Genomic DNA, 24,334 nt, shown 5'->3' on the forward strand with positions numbered 1-24,334 from the left:
CTGCATGGGCTTCAAGGCTTGGGTTGAGTCTAATGGAGATGATTTACTCTGTAACTGGACAAATAGCAGCTTGGTAAATAAATTATGAGTTATGAATTGTGATTTGTGCCATGCAGTATATAGCGCAGCTAATAAATTACAGTCCATAACTCATATAACTCTTTCACGGTTTTCCTATCGTTTCCACAATTATCAGTACCTATTCGGTGTATATCGCGTTTCGACCGGTGTTTCAAGTCTGTTCCAGTTTCTCTATCAATTCCGAAAAGGCTTCTATTCATTTATTAAATGCTTTTGTGGTACAAGTGGTGGAGGAGGAGAGATGGCAGTTACTATGCTATGTCGGTACATCTTTTCTGCTTTTTCAATTTTCCTTTCTTCCTTCTTCCTTCCCGTGCTCCGTATGTATAAACTTCTTATTTGCTTCTTTTAATTTGAACAGATTACCTATCGTGATGAATGCTAATGTCGGTATTCTCATGAGTGCTTTCAGAAGTTTGATAGTCATCAGTTCTGCAGGTACAGGAACAATCATTGCTATTACTTGTACAAATGAAAGTATCCACCACTTTACACTTGTTGCAGGGCTAACTATTGTGGCCAGTAATGTAAACCCAAAGACAGCTGCCAATTGTACCAGTCGTGGCGGAAGCATCCACTGTAATATCTTATCACAATAATCGTAGTTACCTTGCATCAGCGCCTTCGGTAAATCGGGTAATGATGCACGCAGAGCACCAAACTGAGCAGCTATCCAACGGCGGCGTTGATTGCTGATGGCTTCCTGCCGTTGTGTTTTCTCATCGTATACAAGCAGATCAGGTATGTAAGCTATGTGCCCGTGGTTCTCTTTCAGTATCAATGCTTCCAGCTCTTTGTCCTCACCTGCTGTTTTCAGTTGCAATACATAACGGCGGAATTTTTCTTCGGCTATCACCATTCCCGAACCGGACAGGGCAGCAGAGAGACGTACGGCATTGTGTCCACTGCGGAAAAATCCATTGTTGATTTCTTCACTCACAGCATCGAGCAGTGCGATATTAGTAGTGAGATTCTTACTGGTGCGGTGTGCCTGTAAAGCGATGAAACCTTGTGCGTAAACTTGATTAATACGGGTGAGAAAGCAAGAGACGGTAGTATTATCGGCATCCATAATAACGATCGCATCGTACTCTCCGGCAGGTATCTCTTGCATGGCGAGCTTCATTGCTTTGGCTTTTGAACTATCCGTATAAGTGGCTTCCAGGACTGTTACTCCAAGGCTACGCAAAGCATCATTTGTTTGTGGTTGCATATGGTCTGAGACAACAAGGATATCGTAGAATTCTGAAGGGTAGTCCTGTTCCAGGAAACTACTGACAGAATCTACAATGACTCGATCTTCTTTGTAGGCGGGAAAGAGCACAAGGAAACGGTGTTGCTCCTGTGGTATGAAATTTTTGTCAATAAGATGTGACTGGAAACGCGAAGCAATGGCAAAGAAAAAAAGATAGCCAACACACAGTGCCAGTGGAATGAAGAGTATCCAGTCGATAAGAGTAATCAGAGTATTCATAGGTTAATTTTTTTTATTCGGTAAAGAAAAAAAGGCAAACACGCCTTTCCAAACAGCGGATGCCAGATCTACACGATGTTTGAGAAGATAGACGAGACTGTTTTTTCCAGCGGCTACTGTCATCTGGTAGAGTATAGACAGTAAGCAGCGCATTCCTGTGAAATTACGCCAAGCATAGAGCAGACGGTTACGCGTAAGATAGAATGTACGCAGGGGACTCTGCTGCCCGGTACTTTGGCTCTCTTTATGAAAGACGGTACAGTGGGGTTCGTACCATAACGTATATCCAGCACGGGTCATGGCAGTGCACCAGTCCAACTCTTCATAATAGAGAAAATAAATCTCGGGCATAAGTCCCGTGCGGTCTATAACTTCACGTTTGATAAGCATAGCAGCTCCATGCAAGTAAGGACTGGGGTGTGAAGTCTCAAAGCTTCCATTATCCGGATGTCCCATACCAATAGGTTCATTGCGCATTGTGATACTACTCAGTTGTGTATATCCGGCAAATTGGATGTGCTGCGGCGGAAAGGCAAATCGTATCTTGGGAGATACAGCACCGATTTGAGAATCGCTTTCTAGCCGGTCGATAAGCGCTTGTATTCCGTCTGATTCAAAATAAGTATCATTGTTGATAAGGAACAGGTATCTGCCTTGTGCTATTTCTAATCCTAGATTGTTACCTCCGGAGAAGCCCAGATTTTGCTGGCTACGCACGGTGATGACGGTAGGGTAGTGTGCTTTAATGATAGTTGCTTCATCTTTCCGGGAAGCGTTATCCACAACGATGATCTCATAGGATACTGAGTGGATAATCTTATGGATAGAATCAATAAGTGCACACGTGTCTGCTATGCCATTATAGCAAATTGTGATAAATGATAGTAAAGGAGTGTTATTCATGTTTATCAGAACTATTGTTCTTTTTTCTTTCTTTTTTCTGCCTATCTTCCTCTAACATTACTTTATCTATGTAAGGGCCGGCGAAGCAAAGGGAAAAACCTGTGTAAACTACAATGGAGTTGGGATATTGCATCACATCATTGGCATAGGCAGCTGCGAAGAAACCCGCATTCATACAAAGCCACGCAGCGAGTAATCCTCGCAAGTGTTTATTCTTTATTTTAAATAACAATATCCATGCACAACATGCAAAGAGTGCACCATGTACAACAAGATAAAGTACTAAACCTACGATCCCGGTTTCTACCCATACAGATACCAACCAGGAATCGGGTGGATAAGGCATTAATTCTTTTGGTTCAAAGCGTGCTCCTTTGGATAAGCCTACACCGTAGCCAAAAGGACGATCTGCCATAAGTTCTTTCATCTTCTTTCTATTTTCTACACGCACTAAATAAGAAGCATCTTCTGTAGGATGAAAAGCGCTTCGCATTTTACGGATATATTGGTTACTGTCACCAATGTTTGTAAAATAGAAGAAACAAAACACAGCTCCAAGTGTGATGAGACTAATGGTAATACTTTTTACGCTCTTAGAAATGAATGCATACATTGTTAATCCAACGAGAGGAATAGCCATCGCGGAGCGGGTACCCGAAATTCCTACACTATAGGCAGCAGCAATGGCTATAACGGCAAAATATATTTTCATCCATTTAGAACGAACCAGTAAGGCTGATATGGCAAATACTGTAAGTCCCATAGCAGAGTGTACTCCGTAATTGGCCGCATCTGAGAAGAATGAAAAATAACGTATTCCTGACCAGATAAGATGTGTACGATAACCTCCCATTGTATAAAGAAAATAGAGCTCTTGCTGGTTGAATCCATGATTCTTTTGCCAGTACCCCTTCATGGAAGCTATCAGTATAAATACTGACCAAATAAATAAAAGCCATTCTATGCCTTTGCGATCACGAATTGCAACTGGCACCAGTATGGCCATAGCAATAGGATAAATTGCATAATGAGTTATACTGATGTTCCAGGCTTCCTGCACATTATTGGGGTTTCCGATCTCAAGAAGATAAAACACACAAAGGAAGACAAAAAGTCCTGTCATGCCATTGCGAATTCTTGATAAATCAAAATTCAGAGAAGAACAGCGCGACAATATAAAAGGAGTCATTAATAATACCAACAGGGAGGTTGATATTCCTGTCTTGATGTTGACAAACATACCTCCGGCTACCAATAGAAACTGGAAGGCGAACAATATATAAAAACTGACTGCCGATTGGTTGTCTTCGTATATCTTCTTTTCTTTACTATTAATCGTCATCGTCTTCTTCTACTTCAGCAACGCTTGTACGAGAGTTCTTTTTTCTTTTCCAGACGTCCTTCCAATGAATTGCATTTTCGGTCAAAGCTAATTGTGACAGGAGATACATTACTTTGCGTAATGGTGTATATGGAGGAAGCATTCCAGTATAGTTTTCTACATCGTATCTTGGAGCACGATTCAGGCAGAGATAGGGTTTTGCTCCTAATTGAGCTTCAAGTTTTTGGAGCATTATTTTATCCGTAGCTTTCCATCCGTAGTTAGCCGAGACAATCATTAGGTTTAGTTGGGCTTCACGAAGTAATGGAGTAGGGACATTGCTGTTACTCATCGCTGGATATTCTACAATCAAAATATCTTCATTGCCAGGTGTATATAATTCATGGATACCATTAGCCAACTGGAATTCAGAGGAATTGGACTGAAAATCGACACCATCTGTCAATTTACGTACATTGAGTCCAAGTTTTTTCCAGTATGCTTCAATGGATTCGGATACGTAGCTTTTACCACATCCGTCCTCCATGCTAAGCATGTTGAGTATAAAAGGAGATCCTTCTTTTCGTTGTGTGAAGAATCGAAGTATGGCACTACTCAGATAACGGGTAGCACTATTATCATAGGTAACACTATATGGGGAAGTCTTTTTCCTACTAGGAAAGTCTCCCAAAACAGGACAACCAGTTAATTTGCGTGTACGTCGAGAGTCACGTAATGTACGGTCTATCAGTTCTATCAGTATAAAAAAGCTTGTTAGAAATAAGAAAGTACCCAGAAAAGCCATATATACGATTTTACGGCGATTAGTGGCCTCTGCACTAATAGGATATGCAGGTGGGTTCAATACTTTGAGAGCCGCTGAAGTCATCTCAAGATTCTTCTTACGCATCAGAGCTTCATTATAACTGGCAAGATTGGTTAAATAACTTTGTTCAGAGAAGTTAATAACACGCTCTTTACGTTTGATTGTAGTACCTACAGGAGCATAAAACTGGTATTTCTCATTTAGGTCTATCCGGCTTTTCTTCACAATATCAAGTTCTGCCCTAGCCTTTTCATATGCTAAGGTCTGATCAAGCCACTGTTCAACAATATTGGTACGAGCAATTCCTGTCTTTGTATATTTATCTCCCACATACTGATCGGAGATCTTCGACAATTCCTGGCGGGTTTTATTTAAAAGATCTTTATAATCTTTCAACATCTTCTCATCCTTGGACTTATTAGCAGAAACAGTTTCCATTTCTGTAATCTTTCCGGTAAGACTTGAGGCTTCTCTAAGTTTATCAACTAAGTTCAGATTGGTAATGGCTTGTCTTGTGTTATTATCCATTTGACGTTCCAGTTCTTCGAGCATAGCTTTAGAACTGTTGTATGCAAATAATACGGTTTGCTCTCTTAATTCAAATTCTTTGTTAATGGCGGCAATCTCTTTAGTCTCATCGTAGTAGTTAATGATTCGATTATCTACATTATATTTGGTGAGATCATCTTCGTGTCTGGTCAGTTCGTCACCAATGCGGTTCAATTCAGCTCTGAAGTATTCGATTACTTTGTCTGTTTCTCCATAACGGAGTATGCGATATTCATTGACAAATTCTTTCATTAGTATCTCTATAGTGTTATAAGAGATACCCGGATCACCTGATGAATAGTTTATTTTTAATAAGTCACTATTCCCCAATCGAGTTACCTGTATTTTTTTTAATGCACTACGGCTGTAATAAGGATGCTGATAATAAAAGAGTCCGTAAATATAATTGTTCACATCAGCTTTCTCATATTTCATAAAATTCTCCATTGTTTTTTCCTCGCTGCTTTTGTCGATAAGAGTAATTAACTCTTTGCCGTGAGGACTGTTCTTCATATGGTCGTATGTGTATTTGTAGCTGGCAGCTGTTATGGAGTTTTGATCTTTATCAGGATTCCCTTTTACAAGTACACGGGCAAATAATCGCATGGAAACACGCTTTTGGGTGCTCTCTGATTGTATTATGTTAATAAGATTATCGATGGCATTTTGAGCAATGGCCCAATTGACTCCTACATTGTTGGCTTCGATACCATAACCGGATACAACACCAGTATAGAGAGTTGTTTCAACATTATAGGAACCTCGCATATTCGCTGTTTTAAGGTAAACAAAAACTGTAATAAGTAGTGCACCCAAAATGATCCATACTAATTTACGATACAAAGATCGGAATAGATAAAGTATATAATCCATAAGAAATTGTGTTTATTTTCGTAAAATAGAAGTACGGGTAATAACTTCAAGTATCATTAAACTTTTAGTAAGTTCAAACTTACTCTTTTCATAGGCTTCCATAGCAGAAGATTGTCTTTGTTTTTCTACAGAAAGATCTCCGGTATCAATACTATTATTAGCAAAGTTTTTTTCTGCAATTTCATATTGCAGTGTCGCAAGTTCAAGTGCTTCTGCACGTAATTTTAGTACGCTGAGCTGTGAGGTTGCCGTCGTATACATTTCGATTATTTCTCGCTTCATTTCTTCGTACTTAATTTCTTTTTCCAATGCAGCACCCTTTACTGCAAGCTTCTGTCGGTTAACACGAGCTTTTAAATCGAAAAGACCATCGATAGGAATATTAACTCCTGCACCAACAGTATAACCTCTTTGTGCTTGAGTAGTATAAGTAAGATACGGAGCAATGGCAACATCCGTGTATGTACCTTCGTTGCCGAACATACCATATTGATAACTACCTCTTAAACTGAAAAAACCAAGGAAAGCTCTTTTCTCTTTCGCCAATAATTTGCGTTCTATCTGTTCCTTTACTTGGGCGAGTTCGTAAGTAGGTCCGCCTTTTGCATTTTCAAAAAGTAAATCAAGTGGGGGGAGTACGATGTTAGTATAATCTGTTACCTCAGATTTAATATTATCATTCATCTCTTGTGCCTTCACTAACGAAGGCACTGCGCAAAGAAGAAGTATAGAAAAAGAATACAGATAGCAAAAATGCTTCATAATTATCCTGAATTGCTTGTATTTAATTGTGTAATCTACCGCAAATATAGATAATTATTTTATTCTGTGTTCTTTATGCTTCTTCTATTTTCTTTTTTTAATTAAAAATGGAGATAGCCCTCGTTTAGAAGGCTTCTGTCATGTTGAAGTAGAACAGATTTTGCTTATTTACCATATTGCGACCGAAGTCGAGGCGGACGTTCATACGGGGTTGCACTTCGATACGCAATCCGACTCCGGCATTGGGCAGCACGCCTTCGATTTTGGTAGGATTAGGACCCATGAAACCGCATCCACCCCAGGCTACAAAACCGATATGGCTGACCATTTTCTTTATCCATGTGCTTTTGTCCGTGTTGAACATCTGGCGATACTCACCCATAATGACATGAGAAGACTTATCCCGGTACTGTCCCATATAATAACCACGAAGGTCAAATGGTGTCCCACTGAGGGCATACTTATTCAGAGGTACATCTCCAAAGACATTTTTGGTTTGTGCAGTCCAGGCGATCACTTTACGGTGGCCTACTGTTTTGTATTGGCGGTAATCTATTTCAAGACGGTAGAATTCGTTGTCACTACCAAAAAACTTCTGATACGTGACACCGCGAAGGTCAAGATATATGCCCCGATATGCATTGGCCGGAACATCACGTGTATCATACGTCAGCAGGAAACCAACCCCGGAACTAAGGTTACTATAACCATGAGCCGTTCCACCTGCTTCAATATAAGAAGGCTGGTCTACAAGGTATTTTGCAGGTTTACTCATTTTATCGTAGTTAATATCTATCTGTGGACCTGCGAAGAAGTTACTTTCGCCCAGGCGGAAAAGGAACCAGGGGTTTATCTGCACGCCACTATATCGGTACTGGCTGGTGGTGTCACTACGTACATAATTTTTGTTGGTGGTATAGCCTATTCCATAGAAATTTTCCTGTGTATTTTTATAGCTGAACTGTCCGAAGATACGGAAACGGTCACCTTTGAAGAATAACTGAGGTTTGGAGAAGAGATTCAATCCGCCGTTGAACATGAAGGCAATAGCCATGGGTACAACAGAACGCTGCTGGGTAGTATCACTAGGATTGATGCGGAAGGTCATAAGAGCGCTACCGCCAATGAGGAATCCGAAATCCGGACTGTAACTCGGACCACCCAGGATGTTGTAATGGAGATTTCGTTTCGCCACATGCAATCGGCGTAGCTCGCGTTTGGAAAGTTTCGGAAGAGTATCCTGTTTCAGACTGTCGGGATTAAATACCGTATTAACTTCCAGTTTGCCGTCTTTTAAAAATGTGATGCCTTCTTCTTGTGCCAGAAGAGTAATGGCGGGAATTAGCGCCATATATATACCTATTATATATCTTTTCATATTCTCTTTATGAATGAGGGTGCAAAGAAAACTGTTTTATTCGGAATAGTTTCCAGCCGAATAGGTAATAAATCTAAAGGAATGGATAAAAATTCCAAAAAAGGATACTAATTTTGCAAAAGGATAATGTGTCAATGCGCTAATGTGCCAATATGCCAATTACCGTGAGGCATCATAGCGCAGCCAATTGGCACATTAGCACATTGGCATATTATTTAATACATTATTTATATGAATCAACGAATTTTATCATTATTTGTTCTGAGTGCTGCTTTTTTTTCTGTACAGGCACAGCGGGACAAGGGTGGAATCAGCAGTGAGATGCTGAATCAGATTAAACAGAGTTACCAGGAAACAAGTGCAGATAAGGCATTGCGTAATGCAATTGGTAATAATGATATCCGCAAACTGGCTTTGAATCAGGATAATATGACGGGGCTGGATACTTACTTCTCTATCAAAGTAGATTCCAAAGGGATTACCGATCAGAAGTCATCGGGGCGTTGCTGGCTTTTCACCGGACTGAACGTAATGCGTGCCAAAACGATTGCAAAGTATGGATTGACTTCGTTTGAATTCTCACAGACCTATCCATTTTTTTATGATCAGCTGGAGAAGGCTAATCTCTTCTTGCAGGGAGTGATTGATACACGCGAAAAACCGATGGATGATAAGATGGTGGAATGGTTGTTCCGCAATCCTTTGAGTGACGGTGGGACATTTACAGGAGTTGCAGATATTGTGGGGAAATATGGATTGGTACCCAAGGGCGTGATGCCTGAAACGAATAGCAGTGAGAATACAGCACGGATGGCAAATCTGATTTCACTTAAACTACGTGAATTTGGTTTGCAATTGCGTGAACAGGCTTCGAAAGGGGCGAAGGCTGCTGCTCTTGAGAAGAGCAAAACAGAGATGCTGGGTACTGTTTATCGTATGTTGGTATTAAATTTGGGTGTCCCTCCTACAGAATTTACATGGACTCGTTACGATGCCAAAGGGAATCCGGTGGAAACAGAACAGTACACTCCAATGTCTTTTCTGAAGAAATACGGAGATGAGAATCTTATCAATAATTATGTGATGCTGATGAATGATCCGAGTCGTGAGTATTATAAATGTTATGAAATAGATTTTGACCGCCATCGTTATGACGGACATAACTGGACATACGTCAATTTGCCGATAGAGGAGATTAAAGAGATGGCTATTGCTTCGTTGAAGGACAGCACTATGATGTATTTCTCTTGTGATGTGGGTAAATTTCTGAACTCAGATCGCGGACTGCTTGATGTTAATAACTATGACTACGGTTCTTTAATGGGTACTACGTTTGGAATGGATAAAAAACAGCGTATTCAGACTTTTTCCAGTGGCTCAAGTCATGCGATGACATTAATGGCTGTTGATATCAACAAAGACGGAAAGCCTGTGAAATGGATGGTTGAGAATAGCTGGGGCGCAGGTTCCGGTTATCAGGGACATCTTATAATGACGGATGAATGGTTTAATGAATATATGTTTCGTCTGGTAGTGGAAAAGAAATTCGCCACATCAAAAGTCATGGAAATTCTAAAACAGAAGCCTGTTCGTCTGCCGGCATGGGACCCGATGTTTGCTCCGGAAGAGGAGTGATTAGCGATTAGTACCATGCGGCGTAATAGCGCAACTACTAATCACTTATCACTAAACCCTACTCACTATTCTCTTCCTCGTGTACGTTAACGAAAGGAATTACGGAAAAATCTCCGTAATTCCTTTCTTTTTTCCTCTTATTTCACATTATTATTTATTACTTTTGCGGGCAAATTATGAAACCATTATTTTATATAACACATGGCAAATGTAATAAAGTTACGTAAAGGCCTTGACATCAACCTGAAAGGCAAAGCTGCTGAAGAGATAGCTGCAGTGAAGGAGCCGGGATTTTACGGACTCGTACCCGACGACTTTCCTGGGGTGACTCCTAAAGTGGTAGTCAAAGAGCAGGAATATGTGATGGCTGGAGGACCCTTGTTTATCGACAAGAATCATCCTGAAGTGAAATTTGTTTCGCCCGTTAGCGGCGTGGTAACAAGCGTGGAACGCGGTGATCGCCGTAAGGTGATGAGTATCGTTGTGGAAGCCGCTGCTGAGCAGGACTACGAGGAGTTCGGCAAGCAGAATGTTGCCCAGCTGAATGCTGATCAGGTCAAGGAACTGTTGTTGCAGGCAGGTATGTTCGCTTTCATCAAGCAACGTCCCTACGATGTGATTGCCGATCCGAATATTGCCCCTAGAGCAATTTTCGTTTCTGCATTCGATAGTAATCCATTGGCTCCTGAATTTGAATTCGCACTCAAAGGAGAAGAAGTAAATTTCCAGACGGGTCTCGATGCATTGGCTAAGATGGCTAAAACTTATCTCGGCATTAGTGTGAAACAGAAATCAGCAGCCTTAACACAGGCGAAGAATGTTACTATCACTGCTTTCGACGGACCAAACCCCGCTGGAAATGTAGGCGTGCAGATTAACCATGTTGCTCCTATAGTAAAAGGTGAAACAGTATGGACCATTGACCCGCAAGCCGTAATCTTCATCGGACGACTGATGAATACAGGGCGTGTAGATATGACTCGTACGGTTGCCGTAACAGGTTCTGAAGTACTGAGACCAGCTTATTGTAAGCTGCGTGTAGGTGCATTACTGACTAATATCTTTGCCGGAAACGTAACAAAAGATAAAGAATTACGCTATATCAGCGGCAATGTGCTGACTGGTAAATTGGTATCTCCGAATGGCTTTCTTGGTGCTTTCCATAGCCAGGTAACAGTTATCCCCGAAGGTAATGATATCCACGAAATGCTGGGATGGATCATGCCGCGTTTCAACCACTTCAGTGTACACCGTTCTTACTTCAGCTGGTTGATGGCTAAGAAAGAATACACAATGGATGCACGTATCAAGGGGGGGGAACGTCATATGATCATGTCCGGCGAATACGATAAAGTGTTCCCGATGGACATTCTGCCCGAGTTCCTTATCAAGGCAATCATTGCTCAGGATATCGACCGTATGGAAGCACTTGGTATCTACGAAGTAGCTCCGGAAGACTTTGCCCTGTGTGAGTTTGTAGATTCATCCAAACTGGAGCTGCAACACATTGTCCGCCTCGGACTGGATATGCTCCGTGCCGAAATGATGTAAGCATTGAGGTATCAGATAGTAATTAGTAAATAGATAAATAGTAAATATATTAATGAAAGCGTTAAGAAATTATCTCGACAAGATAAAGCCGAACTTTGAAGAGGGCGGCAAATTCCACGCGTTTCGTTCGGTGTTTGATGGTTTTGAAACATTCTTGTTCGTCCCCAGCACCACTTCGAAAACGGGAACGCATATTCACGATGCGATTGACAGTAAGCGTATAATGTCGATCGTGGTTATTGCGTTGATGCCGGCTTTGCTGTTCGGTATGTACAACGTAGGTTACCAGCATTTCACTCATACAGGAGGCGAAGGTAGTTTTCTGGAAATGTTTGCCTATGGATTCCTGGCTGTATTGCCTAAAATTATTGTATCCTATGTAGTCGGTCTTGGTATCGAGTTTGTTATAGCACAATGGAAGAAAGAAGAAATTCAGGAAGGTTTTCTGGTTTCAGGTATGCTTATTCCGATGATTGTGCCGGTTGACTGCCCACTCTGGATTCTGGCTGTTGCAACTGCATTTTCTGTAATTTTCGCAAAAGAAGTATTTGGTGGTACGGGTATGAACGTGTTCAACGTTGCTCTTGTAACCCGTGCATTCTTGTTCTTTGCATATCCTACTAAGATGTCTGGTGATGCCGTTTGGGTATCCGGACAGAGTATATTCGGTATGGGACAGAGCGTAGATGGGCTGACTGCTGCTACTTCACTCGGTGTAGCTTCTACTGCATTAACCCCCGATGGTTATCCTCCATTCTCATGGGATATGGTGACGGGGCTTATTCCGGGTTCTATCGGTGAAACAAGTGTTATTGCCATTGCACTGGGAGCGATCCTGCTGTTGTGGACAGGCATTGCAAGCTGGAAAACTATGTTTTCTGTATTTGTAGGTGGTGCTTTTATGGGATGGATTTTTAATGTTGCTGGTCCGGACACTGCTATGGCTCATATGCCTTGGTACGAACACCTTGTGTTGGGTGGTTTTTGTTTCGGTGCTGTATTTATGGCTACCGATCCTGTTACTTCTGCCCGTACGGAAACAGGTAAGTATATTTTCGGATTCCTTATCGGTGCTATGGCTATCATAATCCGTGTGCTCAATCCGGGATATCCCGAAGGTATGATGCTTGCTATTCTGTTGATGAATATCTTCGCACCGCTGATTGACTACTGTATCGTACAGAGCAATATCGGTCGTCGCGAGAAACGTGCTGTTAAGTCTAACAATTAAAACCGAACGAAAACAATGAATACAAATAGTAATACCTATACTATCATTTATGCTTCGGTAATGGTTGTTATCGTAGCATTCCTTCTGGCTTTTGTTTCTGCTTCTCTGAAACCGACGCAGAAAAAGAACGAAGAGTTGGATAAGATGAAACAGATTCTGGCTGCATTGAACGTTGACACAAAAGGTCAGAATGCGGAAGAACTGTATAAAACATATGTGAAAGCAGATGAGATTCTGAACGCCAACGGAGAGGTTGTTTCCGAAAATGGTGGTTTCGCAATAGATATGGCTGCCGAAATGTCTAAGCCGGAAGCAGAGCGTCAGCTTCCGCTGTATGTGTGCGATGTGAAGGGAGAGACCAAATATGTAATTCCTTTGTCGGGAGCCGGACTTTGGGGGCCGATTTGGGGATATGTAGGTTTAAACAAAGACAAAGACACGGTTTACGGTGTGTACTTCTCTCATGCAAGTGAAACTCCGGGTTTGGGAGCTGAGATTGCAACTCCTGCTTTTCAGAAAGAGTTTGATGGTAAGAAAGTGATGAAAGACGGGCAGATTGCTCTGGCTGTTGAGAAGAATGGTAAAGTTACTGATCCTGCATATCAGGTCGATGGTATTTCGGGTGGTACAATTACTTCTAAGGGTGTAGATGATATGATTAAGAACTGTCTGGGTCAGTACAATAATTTTTTAACTAATAAATAAGGAGGAACGATAGAATATGAGCCAATTATTTTCTAAAAAGAATAAAGAAGTATTCTTTGCTCCGTTGGGAGTCGACAATCCGGTTACCGTACAGGTGCTTGGTATCTGTTCGGCACTGGCGGTAACAGCCAAATTGGAACCGGCTATCGTTATGGGTTTATCCGTGACAGTAATTACAGCTTTTGCCAATGTTGTTATTTCGTTGCTGAGAAAGACAATCCCTAACCGTATCCGTATTATTGTTCAGTTGGTAGTAGTAGCTGCATTGGTTACTATTGTGAGTGAAATATTGAAAGCATTTGCTTATGATGTAAGTGTTCAGCTTTCTGTTTATGTAGGTCTGATTATTACTAACTGTATCCTGATGGGACGTCTTGAAGCTTTTGCTATGCAGAACGGTCCCTGGGAGTCATGTCTCGACGGTATAGGTAACGGACTTGGATATGCTAAGATTCTGATTATTGTAGCTTTCTTCCGTGAATTGTTGGGTTCGGGCACTTTGCTGAACTTCCGCATTATCCCGGAGTCATTCTACAAAATGGGTTACTTGAACAACGGTCTGATGTTGATGCCTCCTATGGCATTGATTATCGTTGCTTGTATCATCTGGTATCAGCGTGCGAAACATAAAGAATTACAAGAATTATGATTTATGAAGTGTGATTTATGTCGTGTACATAGTCATATCCTAATTCTAACATAATTCATAATTCATAAATTAGAAATCATAAATCAAATGGATCAATTATTAAGTTTATTCGTCCGCTCCATATTTGTGGACAATATGATATTCGCCTTCTTCCTGGGTATGTGTTCTTACCTGGCTGTATCGAAGAATGTGAAAACTGCTGTAGGTCTGGGTATTGCGGTAACTTTCGTATTAGTGGTTACGCTTCCTGTGAACTACTTGCTCCAGACGAAGGTGCTGGCTGCCAATGCTATCATCGAAGGTGTCGATCTTAGCTTCCTTAGCTTTATTCTCTTTATTGCCGTTATTGCCGGTATTGTGCAGTTGGTAGAAATGGTGGTAGAGCGTTTCGCTCCCTCACTGTATGCCTCTTTAGGTATCTTCCTTCCACTGATTGCTGTGAACTGTGCTATCATGGGTGCTTCACTGTTCATGCAGCAGAGAATAACAATGGACCCTGCCAATCCGCAAGCTATCACAGGTGTGGGTAGTGCGGTGGTTTATGCCTTAGGTTCCGGTATCGGTTGGTTGCTTGCAATCGTCGGTCTGGCTGCTATCCGCGAAAAGATGGCTTACTCTGATGTTCCCGCTCCGCTACGTGGTTTGGGTATTACGTTTATCACTGTAGGACTGATGGCAATGGCCTTTATGTGTTTCTCTGGATTGAAATTATAACTAAAGTAAAAAGAATAATACAATGACGTCTTTAATATTAGCGAGTATCGGAGTATTCCTTGGAGTGATTCTCCTGCTTGTCATTATACTGCTCGTTGCGAAGGGTTATCTGACTCCTTCGGGCGAGGTTACGATTACGATGAATGGCGAACAACAACTGAAGACATCTCCCGGTGGTACATTGCTGGGTACGCTGTCTGCCAACAATGTGTTCCTTTCATCGGCTTGTGGTGGTAAAGGTTCTTGCGGACAATGCCGCTGTCAGGTGCTCGAAGGAGGAGGAGAGATTCTTCCTACTGAAACCGGATTCTTTTCTCGTAAACAGCAAGCTGATCACTGGCGTCTGGGTTGCCAGGTAAAAGTGAAACAGGATATGTCTATTAAGATTGACGAGTCAATCCTGGGAGTGAAAGAGTGGGAGTGCGAGGTTATCTCAAACAAGAATGTAGCAACTTTTATCAAAGAGTTTATCGTAGCTCTGCCGAAGGGCGAACACATGGACTTTGTTCCGGGTTCTTATGCACAGATCAAGATTCCTAAATTTTCAATGGATTATAATAAAGACATTGATAAAAGTCTGATCGGTGACGAATATCTGCCGGCTTGGGAAAAGTTTGGTCTCATGGGACTCAAGTGCAAGAATGATGAAGAGACCATTCGTGCTTACTCTATGGCCAATTATCCAGCTGAGGGTGACCGTATCATGTTGACTGTACGTATTGCTACACCTCCTTTCAAACCGAAAGATCAAGGTCCTGGATTTATGGATGTAATGCCGGGTATCGCTTCTTCTTATATCTTCACACTGAAACCCGGCGACAAGGTAATCATGAGCGGTCCTTACGGAGACTTCCATCCGATATTCGATTCTAAGAATGAAATGATGTGGATTGGTGGTGGTGCCGGTATGGCTCCGTTGCGTGCACAAATCATGCACCTGACCAAGACACTGCATACAACAGATCGTATCATGAACTATTTCTACGGTGCACGTGCGTTGAATGAAGTGTTCTATCTGGAAGACTTCCTGCAGATTGAAAAAGACTTCCCGAACTTCAAGTTCCATTTGGCTCTTGACCGTCCGGATCCTGCAGCAGATGCAGCGGGTGTTAGCTATACAGCAGGATTTGTTCATGAAGTAATTTATGAAACTTACCTGAAAAACCACGAAGCACCTGAAGATATTGAATACTACATGTGTGGTCCTGGTCCGATGTCTAAAGCTGTTGAGAAGATGCTCGATAGCCTGGGGGTACCGGCTAAGAATCTGATGTTCGATAATTTCGGAGCATAAGGAAAGCGCTGAAATTTACGATAGACGATTTACAATTTATGATTGGAGTTAGTTATAGCTATTGATTTTAAGGAATCATAGTAAACTTTAATCGTAAATCGTAAATCGTCTAATCGTAAATCTCCCTATCTTTGTGCCATTATGAAACAAAAGAATGAATTGATACAAGCTGCGCTGAGAAATCTGAAGATTGAAGCGCTGAATCCTATGCAAGAAGCTGCGCTGGATGCTGCTTCTGAAGAAAAAGACGTAATATTGCTTTCACCTACCGGATCGGGTAAGACATTGGCCTTTCTGCTACCTTTGCTTTTATCCCTGAAACCGGATGATAATACAATACAAGTACTGATTCTCGTACCTTCGCGGGAACTGGCTTTACAGATAGATTCTGTATTCAAAGCCATGAATTCCTCCTGGAAGACTTGTTGCTGTTATGGCGGTCACCCTATTAGTGAAGAGAAAAAGAGCATTCAAGGTAATCATCCTGCAATCATTATCGGTACGCCGGGACGTATAACAGATCACCTTGCCAAAGGGAATTTCAATCCCGATACAATCCGTACACTTATTATTGATGAGTTTGATAAGTCTCTTGAATTCGGCTTCCATGATGAAATGGCTGAGATCATCACTCAACTGCCCGGATTAAAAAAACGGGTACTCCTCTCTGCAACAGATGCCGAAGAAATCCCACAGTTCACCGGACTGAACCGTACTATTAAACTGAATTTTCTGCCGGATACCCCCACAGAAGCACCGCGACTGACCTTAATGAAAGTCATCTCTCCTGCAAAAGATAAAATTGATACACTCTATAAGTTGCTTTGTACACTGGGGAGTAGTTCCAGTATTGTCTTTTGTAATCATCGGGATGCGGTGGAACGTGTGAGTGCACTGCTTACTGAAAAGGGCATGTATAACGAACGCTTTCATGGTGGTATGGAGCAGCCCGACCGCGAACGTGCACTTTATAAATTCCGTAACGGAAGCTGTCATGTACTTGTCTCCACCGATCTTGCTGCCCGTGGACTGGATATTCCGGAAGTAGAGCACATCATTCACTATCATATGCCTGTGAATGAAGAAGCCTTTACCCATCGGAACGGGCGTACAGCTCGTTGGGATGCTGCCGGAACCTCTTATCTCATTCTGAACGCAGAAGAAAAAACACCGGAATATATTCCTATGGATATCGAAATGTATGAACTTCCGGAACAAGCTCCGCGTCCTTCAAAGCCGCTTTGGGTTACCTTATATATAGGTAAAGGAAAAAAAGATAAACTAAGCCGTATAGACATTGCAGGATTCTTGTATAAGAAGGGAAACCTTTCTCGTGAAGATGTGGGGATGATTGATGTAAAAGAGCATTATGCTTTCGTTGCTATTCGTCGGGGGAAGGTGAAGCAGTTACTGACTCTTATCCGGGGAGAAAAGATAAAAGGAATGAAAACCGTTATTGAAGAAGCTGATTAATTATCAGTTCACCACAGAGGACACGGAGAGCACAGAGATATTATTTTCTCTGATGAAACGCGGATGATCGCAGATAAAAGCTGATTAAAAAACTGTAGTTCTTTATTTTATTGTTATATCCTTTTGCGGGAATCAGAGATCATCCGCGTTTCATCAAAGAACTAAAACTCCGTGCCCTCTGCGACCTCTGTGGTGAAATACCGTATTAAACATGAATATCCTCCGGAGGATATTTTTTCTTTCTTTTATATCATAAATATTCATTTTATATCCCTTTTACTTTCAGTCTTTAAGTAAAAAATATCCGATACTATTACTTTATTCTTTATGCTCACTCTTGATATCCATACATGACAAAATGGTGCATATATCCTGCATAAACCAATAAAAAGTAAGATAAATCAGCAAACCGAATGTGATTTTATAATGAAAGATTTGTTTTACGGAAATAATTCCGTAATTTCGCAATGTCAAAAGACACAAGTAACGAAATGTTAAACCAAAAACAAACTTCAAATGAAAAAGCATAATTTCAATGCAGGACCTTCTATTCTTCCGCGTGAGGTGATTGAGGATACAGCGAAGGCTATTTTAGATTTCAATGGTTCCGGTCTCTCACTGATGGAAATAAGCCACCGCGCTAAGGACTTCCAACCTGTGGTTGATGAAGCCGTAGCACTATTCAAGGAATTACTCAACATCCCCGAAGGGTATTCGGTATTGTTCCTGGGTGGTGGTGCCAGTATGGAGTTCTGCATGGTACCATACAATTTCCTTGAGAAGAAGGCTGCTTATTTGAATACCGGCGTATGGGCCAAGAAAGCGATGAAAGAAGCCAAAGCCTTTGGCGAAGTTGTAGAAGTTGCCTCTTCTGCCGAAGCTACCTATACATATATTCCGAAAGATTATACAGTTCCGGCTGATGCTGATTATTTCCACATCACTACTAACAACACTATTTATGGTACAGAATTGAAAGAAGACCTTGACTCTCCGGTTCCGATGGTTGCCGATATGTCTTCCGATATTTTCTCTCGTCCTATCGACGTTTCAAAATATATCTGTATCTATGGTGGTGCACAGAAAAACCTGGCACCTGCAGGTGTTACTTTTGTAATTGTGAAGAATGATGCATTGGGCAAAGTATCACGGTCTATTCCTTCCATGTTGAATTATCAGACACATGTTGACAATGGTTCTATGTTCAATACTCCTCCGGTAGTGCCTATCTATGCTGCACTGCAGACATTGCGTTGGATCAAAGCACAAGGTGGTGTGAAAGAAATGGAACGCCGTGCTATCGAAAAAGCCGATATGCTGTATGCTGAAATCGACCGTAACAAGATGTTCGTAGGAACAGCTGTTAAAGAAGACCGTTCACGTATGAACATCTGCTTCGTAATGGCTCCCGAATACAAAGATCTGGAAGCTGACTTCATGAAGTTTGCTACTGAAAGAGGTATGGTAGGTATCAAGGGACACCGTTCTGTAGGTGGTTTCCGCGCATCATGCTACAATGCTTTGCCTAAAGAAAGCGTACAGGCATTGATTGACTGCATGCAGGAATTTGAGAAACTTCATTAATATTCTCACTACAGAGTATCACAGAGTTTCACGGAGTTTTCTGTTTTTAGCAGTCCCCTCTATGAAACTCTGTGTCAGTTTGTAGTGGATCGTTTTTTTATAATTATACACATCGAATCATGAAAGTACTTATCGCTACCGATAAACCGTTTGCTAAAGTAGCTGTGGACGGTATTCGCAAAGAAATCGAAGCAGCCGGATACGAGCTTGCTTTACTTGAAAAATATACAGAGAAGGCACAATTATTGGATGCAGTAAAAGATGCCAATGCAATCATTATACGCAGTGACATTATAGATGCCGAAGTGCTGGATGCTGCCAAAGAACTGAAAATCGTGGTACGCGCCGGAGCCGGTTATGACAACGTAGACCTTGCTGCTGCAACTGCACACGGGGTATGTGTAATGAACACACCGGGACAGAATTCCAACGCGGTAGCCGAACTTGTTTTTGGCTTACTGGTATATGCTGTCCGTAATTTTTATAATGGAACATCAGGAACTGAGCTGATGGGTAAGAAGCTGGGTATTCATGCTTACGGAAACGTAGGTCGCAATGTAGCACGTGTGGCTAAAGGTTTCGGAATGGAAATCTATGCTTATGACGCATTCTGCCCGAAAGAAGTAATCGAGAAAGATGGCGTTAAAGCGGTTGATTCTGCCGAAGAACTTTACAAAACCTGTAATGTTGTTTCTCTGCATATTCCTGCTACTGCCGAAACGAAGAACTCTATCAACTATGCTTTGTTGAAGGATATGCCCAAAGGAGCTATTTTGGTAAATACTGCACGTAAGGAAGTTATCAATGAAGACGAACTTATTCAGTTGATGGAAGGTCGTCCCGATTTCAAATATATTACCGATATTATGCCTGCTGCTAATGCTAAGTTCACCGAACTTTTTGCCGGACGTTATTTCTCCACTCCTAAGAAAATGGGTGCACAAACAGCTGAAGCTAATATCAATGCCGGCATTGCTGCTGCACAACAGATCGTTGGTTTCCTGAAAGACGGTTGCGAAAAATTCCGCGTAAATAAGTAATAAGACTTATGGCTACAATTAAACCATTTAAAGGTATTCGTCCTCCACAAGAATTAGTGGAGCAAGTTGCCTCGCGTCCTTACGATGTACTTAATTCAGAAGAAGCACGTGCAGAAGCTGGTGAAAATGAGAAATCACTCTATCATATAATTAAGCCTGAAATAGATTTTCCTGTAGGTACGGATGAGCATGACGAGAAGGTGTACATCAAAGCTGCCGATAACTTTAAACTGTTTCAAGACAAAGGCTGGTTGGTGCAGGATGATAAAGAAAACTATTACATCTATGCTCAGACAATGAATGGTAAGACACAATACGGACTTGTTGTGGGTGCTTATGTTCCTGATTATATGAATGGTATTATCAAGAAGCACGAACTGACCCGTCGCGACAAAGAAGAAGATCGCATGAAACATGTCCGCGTGAACAATGCCAACATTGAACCGGTATTCTTTGCATATCCTGATAATGCGAAGCTGGATGCCATCGTCAAGAAATATACTGCTCAGAATCCTGTATACGATTTTATAGCTCCGGGTGATGGTTTCGGACATACTTTCTGGATTATAGACCAGGCAGAGGATATCGCTTCTGTCACAGCTGAGTTTGCTAAAATGCCTGCACTCTATATTGCTGACGGACATCACCGTTCTGCCGCTGCCGCACTTGTAGGTGCTGAGAAGGCAAAACAGAATCCGAATCATCGTGGAGATGAAGAGTATAACTATTTCATGGCTGTATGTTTTCCTGCCAATCAATTGACTATTATTGATTATAACCGTGTGGTTAAAGACCTCAATGGTTTGACTCCTGCACAGTTTCTTACTGCGCTCGAAAAGAATTTCGTTGTAGAAGAAAAAGGTATGGAGATTTACAAACCGAATGCACTGCATAATTTTGCCCTCTATCTGGATGGTAAATGGTACAGTCTTACAGCGAAGACCGGAACGTATGATGATAACGATCCGATAGGTGTATTGGATGTTACTATTTCTTCCAACTTGATTCTGGATGAAATTTTAGGTATTAAAGACCTTCGTTCGGATAAGCGTATCGACTTTGTAGGTGGTATCCGTGGTCTGGGAGAATTGAGCAAACGTGTAGATAGCGGTGAAATGAAAGTAGCTTTGGCACTTTATCCTGTTTCAATGAAACAATTGATGGATATTGCTGATACTGGCAATATCATGCCGCCGAAGACTACCTGGTTTGAACCGAAACTTCGTTCGGGGCTGGTGATTCATAAACTTAGTTAGTTGAAAATGAAGAGTTGAAAATTGAAAATTAACTGCATAATAGGCTGCATAGTAATTTTCAATTTTCAACTTTCCATTTTTAATTCTAAAAGCATGGAAGATACATACAAAACCATTACTGAACCCTCCGAAGGTATCTATACCGAAAAGCGTAGCAAGTTCATTGCTATTGCTTTGCCTGTGCGTACGTACGAAGAAATAAAAACACATCTCGAAACGTACCAGAAGAAATATTACGATGCACGTCATGTATGCTATGCCTATATGCTGGGACATGAACGGAAAGATTTTCGTGCGAATGATAACGGTGAGCCTTCCGGTACAGCCGGAAAACCTATTCTGGGACAGATCAACTCTAATGAACTGACTGATATACTTATTATTGTAGTTCGTTATTTTGGTGGAATCAAGCTGGGAACAAGTGGATTGATTGTGGCTTATAAAGCTGCTGCCGCCGAAGCCATTGCCACGGCTACCATTGTAGAAAAAACGGTAGATGACGAGGTGACTGTGCTTTTTGAATATCCTTTTATGAATGATGTGATGCGTATTGTGAAAGAAGAAGAACCGGAAATTTTGCGACAGTCCTATGACATGGATTGTAGTATGACGCTTCGTATTCGTCGTTCTATGATGCCTCGTTTGCGGGCACGCTTGGAAAAAGTAGAGACAGCACGTATCCTTGAGGAAGAATAAGAAGAATAACACGTTGGTGGAACAGAAAAATTGAATGCGTGTCTCTTCGGGTAAATATTCCGTTGATACACGCACTGGAGTTTATAAAAGACGCATTTGTGTAGCCTTATTCGTTGTCCTTTTCAAAATTTATTTTACGATGTGTTCCGTCGCAAAATGGTTTGTTTTTAGAGTGGCCGCAACGACACAAAGCGTTTGTTCCTTGCAAAATACTCTCTTTCCCTTCTTTGTTAATCATCTTAAATTCACCTTTGATGATGTAGGGCCCGGCAGGGACTTCCGTGATACTAATCAGATTTTCATTTTTATCCATAATTTTATTTTTTAAGTAGTCAACTCTATTTATATAACATTTGGAATTGGAAATAGTTTTTTCTGTCCACCATTTGTTTTATCAGATTTCCTTATCTTTGCACACAATGATACGAAATGTGATAATGAAAGCTCTGTATCTCGGTTTGTTTTTGATTGGAAGCCATTTGCCTTCTGTTCAGGCTCAGGAAGTGGCTCCCAACGATATTCCTTTACCCTGGTATTCGCAGAAGATCAGCGGATGTCCTTATGCGCATTGCTCGCTGGCATCCTCATTGATGGTATTTGATTATTATAAAGGGATGACCGTAGATAGTTGCCGTTCGGCAGCAGAAGCCGAAGCAAAGCTTGTAGAGTATCAGAAGAATTATTTTTTGAAAAAACGTGCTCCTTTCAAGCGGCGTACATCCATAGGACAGGGTGGCTATTATTCTTTTGAAATAGATTCGTTGACACGGTATTATGAACATATGGTGAGTGCTGAGCATTTTATGAATAAAGACTACCGGGCGCTGAAGGCATATATTGATCAGGGTATTCCCGTACTGATAAATGTGAGGCATCGCGGTTCGTCTCATGGGTTGATGCAACCGGGTAGTCACCGTCATTGGATGGTGCTTCGCGGTATAAATGATACTCATGTATGGATCAACGATCCCGGGCGTTCGGCTATGATGCGGAGTAAGGGTGAAAATCAATGTTTTCCAATAAAGCGGGAGCGGGGTAATCCGGCCTGGTTTGATGGCTGCTGGACAGGGAGGTATATTGTGATAACTCCACGTATTCCACTGGCTATAGCACGTGCTGGGAAATTACCACCTGTGGAGAAAGAGATAGAGATACAACGTCCGTTGATCCCTTGGCAGGAACTGCCCGAAATGATTAATCTGTAAAACAAATATATTAAATATGGCATTTGAAGCAACAAAAAGAGAATGGAGTGAACTGTATGCTTTTTTCCGTTTGCTGGCAGACGGAAAGGTTTCGTTGGGTACGCCGCAAGCAAAAAAAGACGATACACAGTGCTGGCCTGTAGCAATGGTACAGCGCGAAGAGCATGATGGTACGCGTCGCTATTATATTGAGAAAGAGGAAATTCATATTGTAAACGAAACAGTAGATAAGCGAATACCACGGGAAGATTTTGCCACAGTGGCCAGATTAATTCTCGATGCAGTCAAGTCCTCGTCCGAAAATGATGTAACTTCGCCTGATGGGGTAGAAGAGTTCCTGGATGAAGCAGGTATTTTTGATCTTGAAGCAAAAACGGATGATCGTACGGATTTTTCTGTTGCCTTTTGGCATCCTGAGGCTCCATTGACAGGATTCAATGTTCGTTCACGTCTTAGTGCCATGAATCCTTTGCTTGATGGCGGACGAACTGCCAATCTGAAATTGGAGCAGACAGGTGTTAAGTTTGCCGTACCTACTGTGAATAAAATAAATGCATTGGAAGAGTCGCCTACAGAAGTGGCAGAGCGTATGATGATGATAGAACGTCTGGGCGGTGTATTAAAGTATTCTGATGTGGCAGACCGTGTATTCCGTTGCAACCTGTTGATGATAGATTTGCACTTTCCGCGTGTTCTGGCAGAGATGGTACGTATTATGCATTTGGATGGCATCACACGTATCAGTGAATTAACGGAGGAGATAAAACGAATCAATCCGTTGAAAATTAAGGATGAACTGATCAATAAACATGGTTTTTATGAATTTAAAATGAAGCAGTTCCTGCTTACTCTGGCATTGGGGATGCGTCCGGCAAAGATTTATAACGGGACGGATTCTGCAGTGGAAGGAATTTTGCTGATAGATGGAAACGGAGAAGTGCTTTGTTATCATAAAGCGGAGAAAAAGACATTTGAGGATTTTCTCTATCTGAATACCCGTTTAGAGAAAGGATCTGTGGATAAAGATAAGTACGGCTTCCTGGAACGGGAGAATGGGGTATATTACTTTAAGTTGAATGTGAAGATTGGGTTGGTTAAAAGGTGATGAGGTATGATACATTGCAGTGTAACCAG

Annotated in this window: 21 protein-coding genes; 14 read left to right on the forward strand and 7 right to left on the reverse strand. The window is 41.6% G+C overall.

Annotated elements, in window-relative coordinates; translation table 11 throughout:
- Positions 1-364 precede the first annotated feature (364 nt).
- The 6 genes from QX565_RS05610 to QX565_RS05635 form a co-directional block, all read right to left on the reverse strand.
- Positions 365-1,555, reverse strand: a complete 1,191-nt coding sequence (locus QX565_RS05610; RefSeq protein WP_289291785.1) for a glycosyltransferase family 2 protein — start codon at positions 1,553-1,555, stop codon at positions 365-367.
- A 3-nt stretch (positions 1,556-1,558) separates the two neighbouring features.
- The gene (locus QX565_RS05615) at positions 1,559-2,458 is read right to left on the reverse strand and encodes a glycosyltransferase family 2 protein (RefSeq protein ID WP_221650019.1); all 900 of its coding nucleotides are present in this window, start codon (positions 2,456-2,458) and stop codon (positions 1,559-1,561) included.
- Positions 2,451-3,800 (reverse strand): O-antigen ligase family protein, encoded by a 1,350-nt coding sequence (locus QX565_RS05620; RefSeq protein WP_221650018.1) that lies wholly within the window; start codon positions 3,798-3,800, stop codon positions 2,451-2,453. The genes QX565_RS05615 and QX565_RS05620 overlap by 8 nt, the downstream gene beginning before the upstream one ends.
- Complete coding sequence (locus QX565_RS05625; protein WP_221650017.1) at positions 3,790-6,027, reverse strand: GumC family protein; 2,238 nt, start codon at positions 6,025-6,027, stop codon at positions 3,790-3,792. Before QX565_RS05625 ends, QX565_RS05620 begins: the two co-directional genes overlap by 11 nt.
- 12 nt (positions 6,028-6,039) lie before the next feature.
- Positions 6,040-6,789, reverse strand: a complete 750-nt coding sequence (locus tag QX565_RS05630; RefSeq protein ID WP_221650016.1) for a TolC family protein — start codon at positions 6,787-6,789, stop codon at positions 6,040-6,042.
- A gap of 124 nt (positions 6,790-6,913) precedes the next feature.
- Positions 6,914-8,167, reverse strand: coding sequence for a BamA/TamA family outer membrane protein (locus tag QX565_RS05635; RefSeq protein ID WP_221650015.1), 1,254 nt, complete (start codon positions 8,165-8,167; stop codon positions 6,914-6,916).
- A gap of 231 nt (positions 8,168-8,398) precedes the next feature.
- Between QX565_RS05635 and QX565_RS05640 the strand changes: the two genes are divergently transcribed.
- From QX565_RS05640 to QX565_RS05695, 12 genes are all read left to right on the forward strand, one after another.
- Positions 8,399-9,802: a C1 family peptidase gene (locus tag QX565_RS05640; RefSeq protein WP_289291790.1), complete on the forward strand. Its 1,404-nt coding sequence runs from the start codon at positions 8,399-8,401 to the stop codon at positions 9,800-9,802.
- Between the two features lie 201 nt (positions 9,803-10,003).
- Positions 10,004-11,353 (forward strand): Na(+)-translocating NADH-quinone reductase subunit A, encoded by a 1,350-nt coding sequence (locus tag QX565_RS05645; protein ID WP_221650013.1) that lies wholly within the window; start codon positions 10,004-10,006, stop codon positions 11,351-11,353.
- A 52-nt stretch (positions 11,354-11,405) separates the two neighbouring features.
- A complete protein-coding gene (locus QX565_RS05650; RefSeq protein WP_195660114.1) occupies positions 11,406-12,584 on the forward strand; it encodes an NADH:ubiquinone reductase (Na(+)-transporting) subunit B in 1,179 nt (392 codons plus the stop codon).
- Positions 12,585-12,599: 15 nt separating this feature from the next.
- Positions 12,600-13,289, forward strand: a complete 690-nt coding sequence (locus tag QX565_RS05655; protein WP_002560540.1) for a Na(+)-translocating NADH-quinone reductase subunit C — start codon at positions 12,600-12,602, stop codon at positions 13,287-13,289.
- Between the two features lie 16 nt (positions 13,290-13,305).
- On the forward strand, positions 13,306-13,938 hold the full coding sequence (locus QX565_RS05660) for an NADH:ubiquinone reductase (Na(+)-transporting) subunit D (protein WP_195449576.1): 633 nt from the start codon (positions 13,306-13,308) through the stop codon (positions 13,936-13,938).
- A gap of 87 nt (positions 13,939-14,025) precedes the next feature.
- Positions 14,026-14,652, forward strand: coding sequence for an NADH:ubiquinone reductase (Na(+)-transporting) subunit E (gene nqrE / locus QX565_RS05665; RefSeq protein WP_002560538.1), 627 nt, complete (start codon positions 14,026-14,028; stop codon positions 14,650-14,652).
- Between the two features lie 22 nt (positions 14,653-14,674).
- Positions 14,675-15,946, forward strand: coding sequence for an NADH:ubiquinone reductase (Na(+)-transporting) subunit F (nqrF, locus tag QX565_RS05670; protein WP_002560537.1), 1,272 nt, complete (start codon positions 14,675-14,677; stop codon positions 15,944-15,946).
- A 141-nt stretch (positions 15,947-16,087) separates the two neighbouring features.
- A complete protein-coding gene (locus tag QX565_RS05675; protein WP_289291796.1) occupies positions 16,088-17,419 on the forward strand; it encodes a DEAD/DEAH box helicase in 1,332 nt (443 codons plus the stop codon).
- Between the two features lie 516 nt (positions 17,420-17,935).
- A complete protein-coding gene (gene serC, locus QX565_RS05680) occupies positions 17,936-19,003 on the forward strand; it encodes a 3-phosphoserine/phosphohydroxythreonine transaminase (protein WP_221650011.1) in 1,068 nt (355 codons plus the stop codon).
- A gap of 119 nt (positions 19,004-19,122) precedes the next feature.
- On the forward strand, positions 19,123-20,043 hold the full coding sequence (locus tag QX565_RS05685) for an NAD(P)-dependent oxidoreductase (protein WP_221650010.1): 921 nt from the start codon (positions 19,123-19,125) through the stop codon (positions 20,041-20,043).
- Between the two features lie 8 nt (positions 20,044-20,051).
- Positions 20,052-21,299, forward strand: coding sequence for a DUF1015 domain-containing protein (locus QX565_RS05690; protein WP_289291799.1), 1,248 nt, complete (start codon positions 20,052-20,054; stop codon positions 21,297-21,299).
- Positions 21,300-21,392: 93 nt separating this feature from the next.
- Positions 21,393-21,995, forward strand: coding sequence for an IMPACT family protein (locus QX565_RS05695; RefSeq protein ID WP_289291802.1), 603 nt, complete (start codon positions 21,393-21,395; stop codon positions 21,993-21,995).
- A gap of 106 nt (positions 21,996-22,101) precedes the next feature.
- On the opposite strand, the gene QX565_RS05700 is transcribed toward QX565_RS05695, so the two are convergent.
- Entirely contained in the window at positions 22,102-22,308 is a 207-nt protein-coding gene (locus QX565_RS05700) for a CDGSH iron-sulfur domain-containing protein (protein ID WP_002560531.1), read from the reverse strand.
- A 124-nt stretch (positions 22,309-22,432) separates the two neighbouring features.
- On the opposite strand from QX565_RS05700, the gene QX565_RS05705 reads away from it, so the two are divergent.
- Both QX565_RS05705 and QX565_RS05710 read left to right on the forward strand, forming a co-directional pair.
- The gene (locus QX565_RS05705) at positions 22,433-23,200 is read left to right on the forward strand and encodes a C39 family peptidase (RefSeq protein WP_195660120.1); all 768 of its coding nucleotides are present in this window, start codon (positions 22,433-22,435) and stop codon (positions 23,198-23,200) included.
- A gap of 16 nt (positions 23,201-23,216) precedes the next feature.
- A complete protein-coding gene (locus QX565_RS05710; protein WP_221650007.1) occupies positions 23,217-24,305 on the forward strand; it encodes an HpaII family restriction endonuclease in 1,089 nt (362 codons plus the stop codon).
- Positions 24,306-24,334: the final 29 nt, after the last annotated feature.

The organism is Bacteroides sp. 41_26, assembly GCF_949740115.1.
GTDB classification, from domain to species: Bacteria; Bacteroidota; Bacteroidia; order Bacteroidales; family Bacteroidaceae; genus Bacteroides; species Bacteroides nordii.

Coding starts and splice junctions, on each gene's coding strand:
- QX565_RS05610 (WP_289291785.1), bottom strand. CDS start 1,555: ATGAATACTCTGATTACTCTTATCGACTGGATACTCTTCATTCCACTG.
- QX565_RS05615 (WP_221650019.1), bottom strand. CDS start 2,458: ATGAATAACACTCCTTTACTATCATTTATCACAATTTGCTATAATGGC.
- QX565_RS05620 (WP_221650018.1), bottom strand. CDS start 3,800: ATGACGATTAATAGTAAAGAAAAGAAGATATACGAAGACAACCAATCG.
- QX565_RS05625 (WP_221650017.1), bottom strand. CDS start 6,027: ATGGATTATATACTTTATCTATTCCGATCTTTGTATCGTAAATTAGTA.
- QX565_RS05630 (WP_221650016.1), bottom strand. CDS start 6,789: ATGAAGCATTTTTGCTATCTGTATTCTTTTTCTATACTTCTTCTTTGC.
- QX565_RS05635 (WP_221650015.1), bottom strand. CDS start 8,167: ATGAAAAGATATATAATAGGTATATATATGGCGCTAATTCCCGCCATT.
- QX565_RS05640 (WP_289291790.1), top strand. CDS start 8,399: ATGAATCAACGAATTTTATCATTATTTGTTCTGAGTGCTGCTTTTTTT.
- QX565_RS05645 (WP_221650013.1), top strand. CDS start 10,004: ATGGCAAATGTAATAAAGTTACGTAAAGGCCTTGACATCAACCTGAAA.
- QX565_RS05650 (WP_195660114.1), top strand. CDS start 11,406: ATGAAAGCGTTAAGAAATTATCTCGACAAGATAAAGCCGAACTTTGAA.
- QX565_RS05655 (WP_002560540.1), top strand. CDS start 12,600: ATGAATACAAATAGTAATACCTATACTATCATTTATGCTTCGGTAATG.
- QX565_RS05660 (WP_195449576.1), top strand. CDS start 13,306: ATGAGCCAATTATTTTCTAAAAAGAATAAAGAAGTATTCTTTGCTCCG.
- nqrE (WP_002560538.1), top strand. CDS start 14,026: ATGGATCAATTATTAAGTTTATTCGTCCGCTCCATATTTGTGGACAAT.
- nqrF (WP_002560537.1), top strand. CDS start 14,675: ATGACGTCTTTAATATTAGCGAGTATCGGAGTATTCCTTGGAGTGATT.
- QX565_RS05675 (WP_289291796.1), top strand. CDS start 16,088: ATGAAACAAAAGAATGAATTGATACAAGCTGCGCTGAGAAATCTGAAG.
- serC (WP_221650011.1), top strand. CDS start 17,936: ATGAAAAAGCATAATTTCAATGCAGGACCTTCTATTCTTCCGCGTGAG.
- QX565_RS05685 (WP_221650010.1), top strand. CDS start 19,123: ATGAAAGTACTTATCGCTACCGATAAACCGTTTGCTAAAGTAGCTGTG.
- QX565_RS05690 (WP_289291799.1), top strand. CDS start 20,052: ATGGCTACAATTAAACCATTTAAAGGTATTCGTCCTCCACAAGAATTA.
- QX565_RS05695 (WP_289291802.1), top strand. CDS start 21,393: ATGGAAGATACATACAAAACCATTACTGAACCCTCCGAAGGTATCTAT.
- QX565_RS05700 (WP_002560531.1), bottom strand. CDS start 22,308: ATGGATAAAAATGAAAATCTGATTAGTATCACGGAAGTCCCTGCCGGG.
- QX565_RS05705 (WP_195660120.1), top strand. CDS start 22,433: ATGAAAGCTCTGTATCTCGGTTTGTTTTTGATTGGAAGCCATTTGCCT.
- QX565_RS05710 (WP_221650007.1), top strand. CDS start 23,217: ATGGCATTTGAAGCAACAAAAAGAGAATGGAGTGAACTGTATGCTTTT.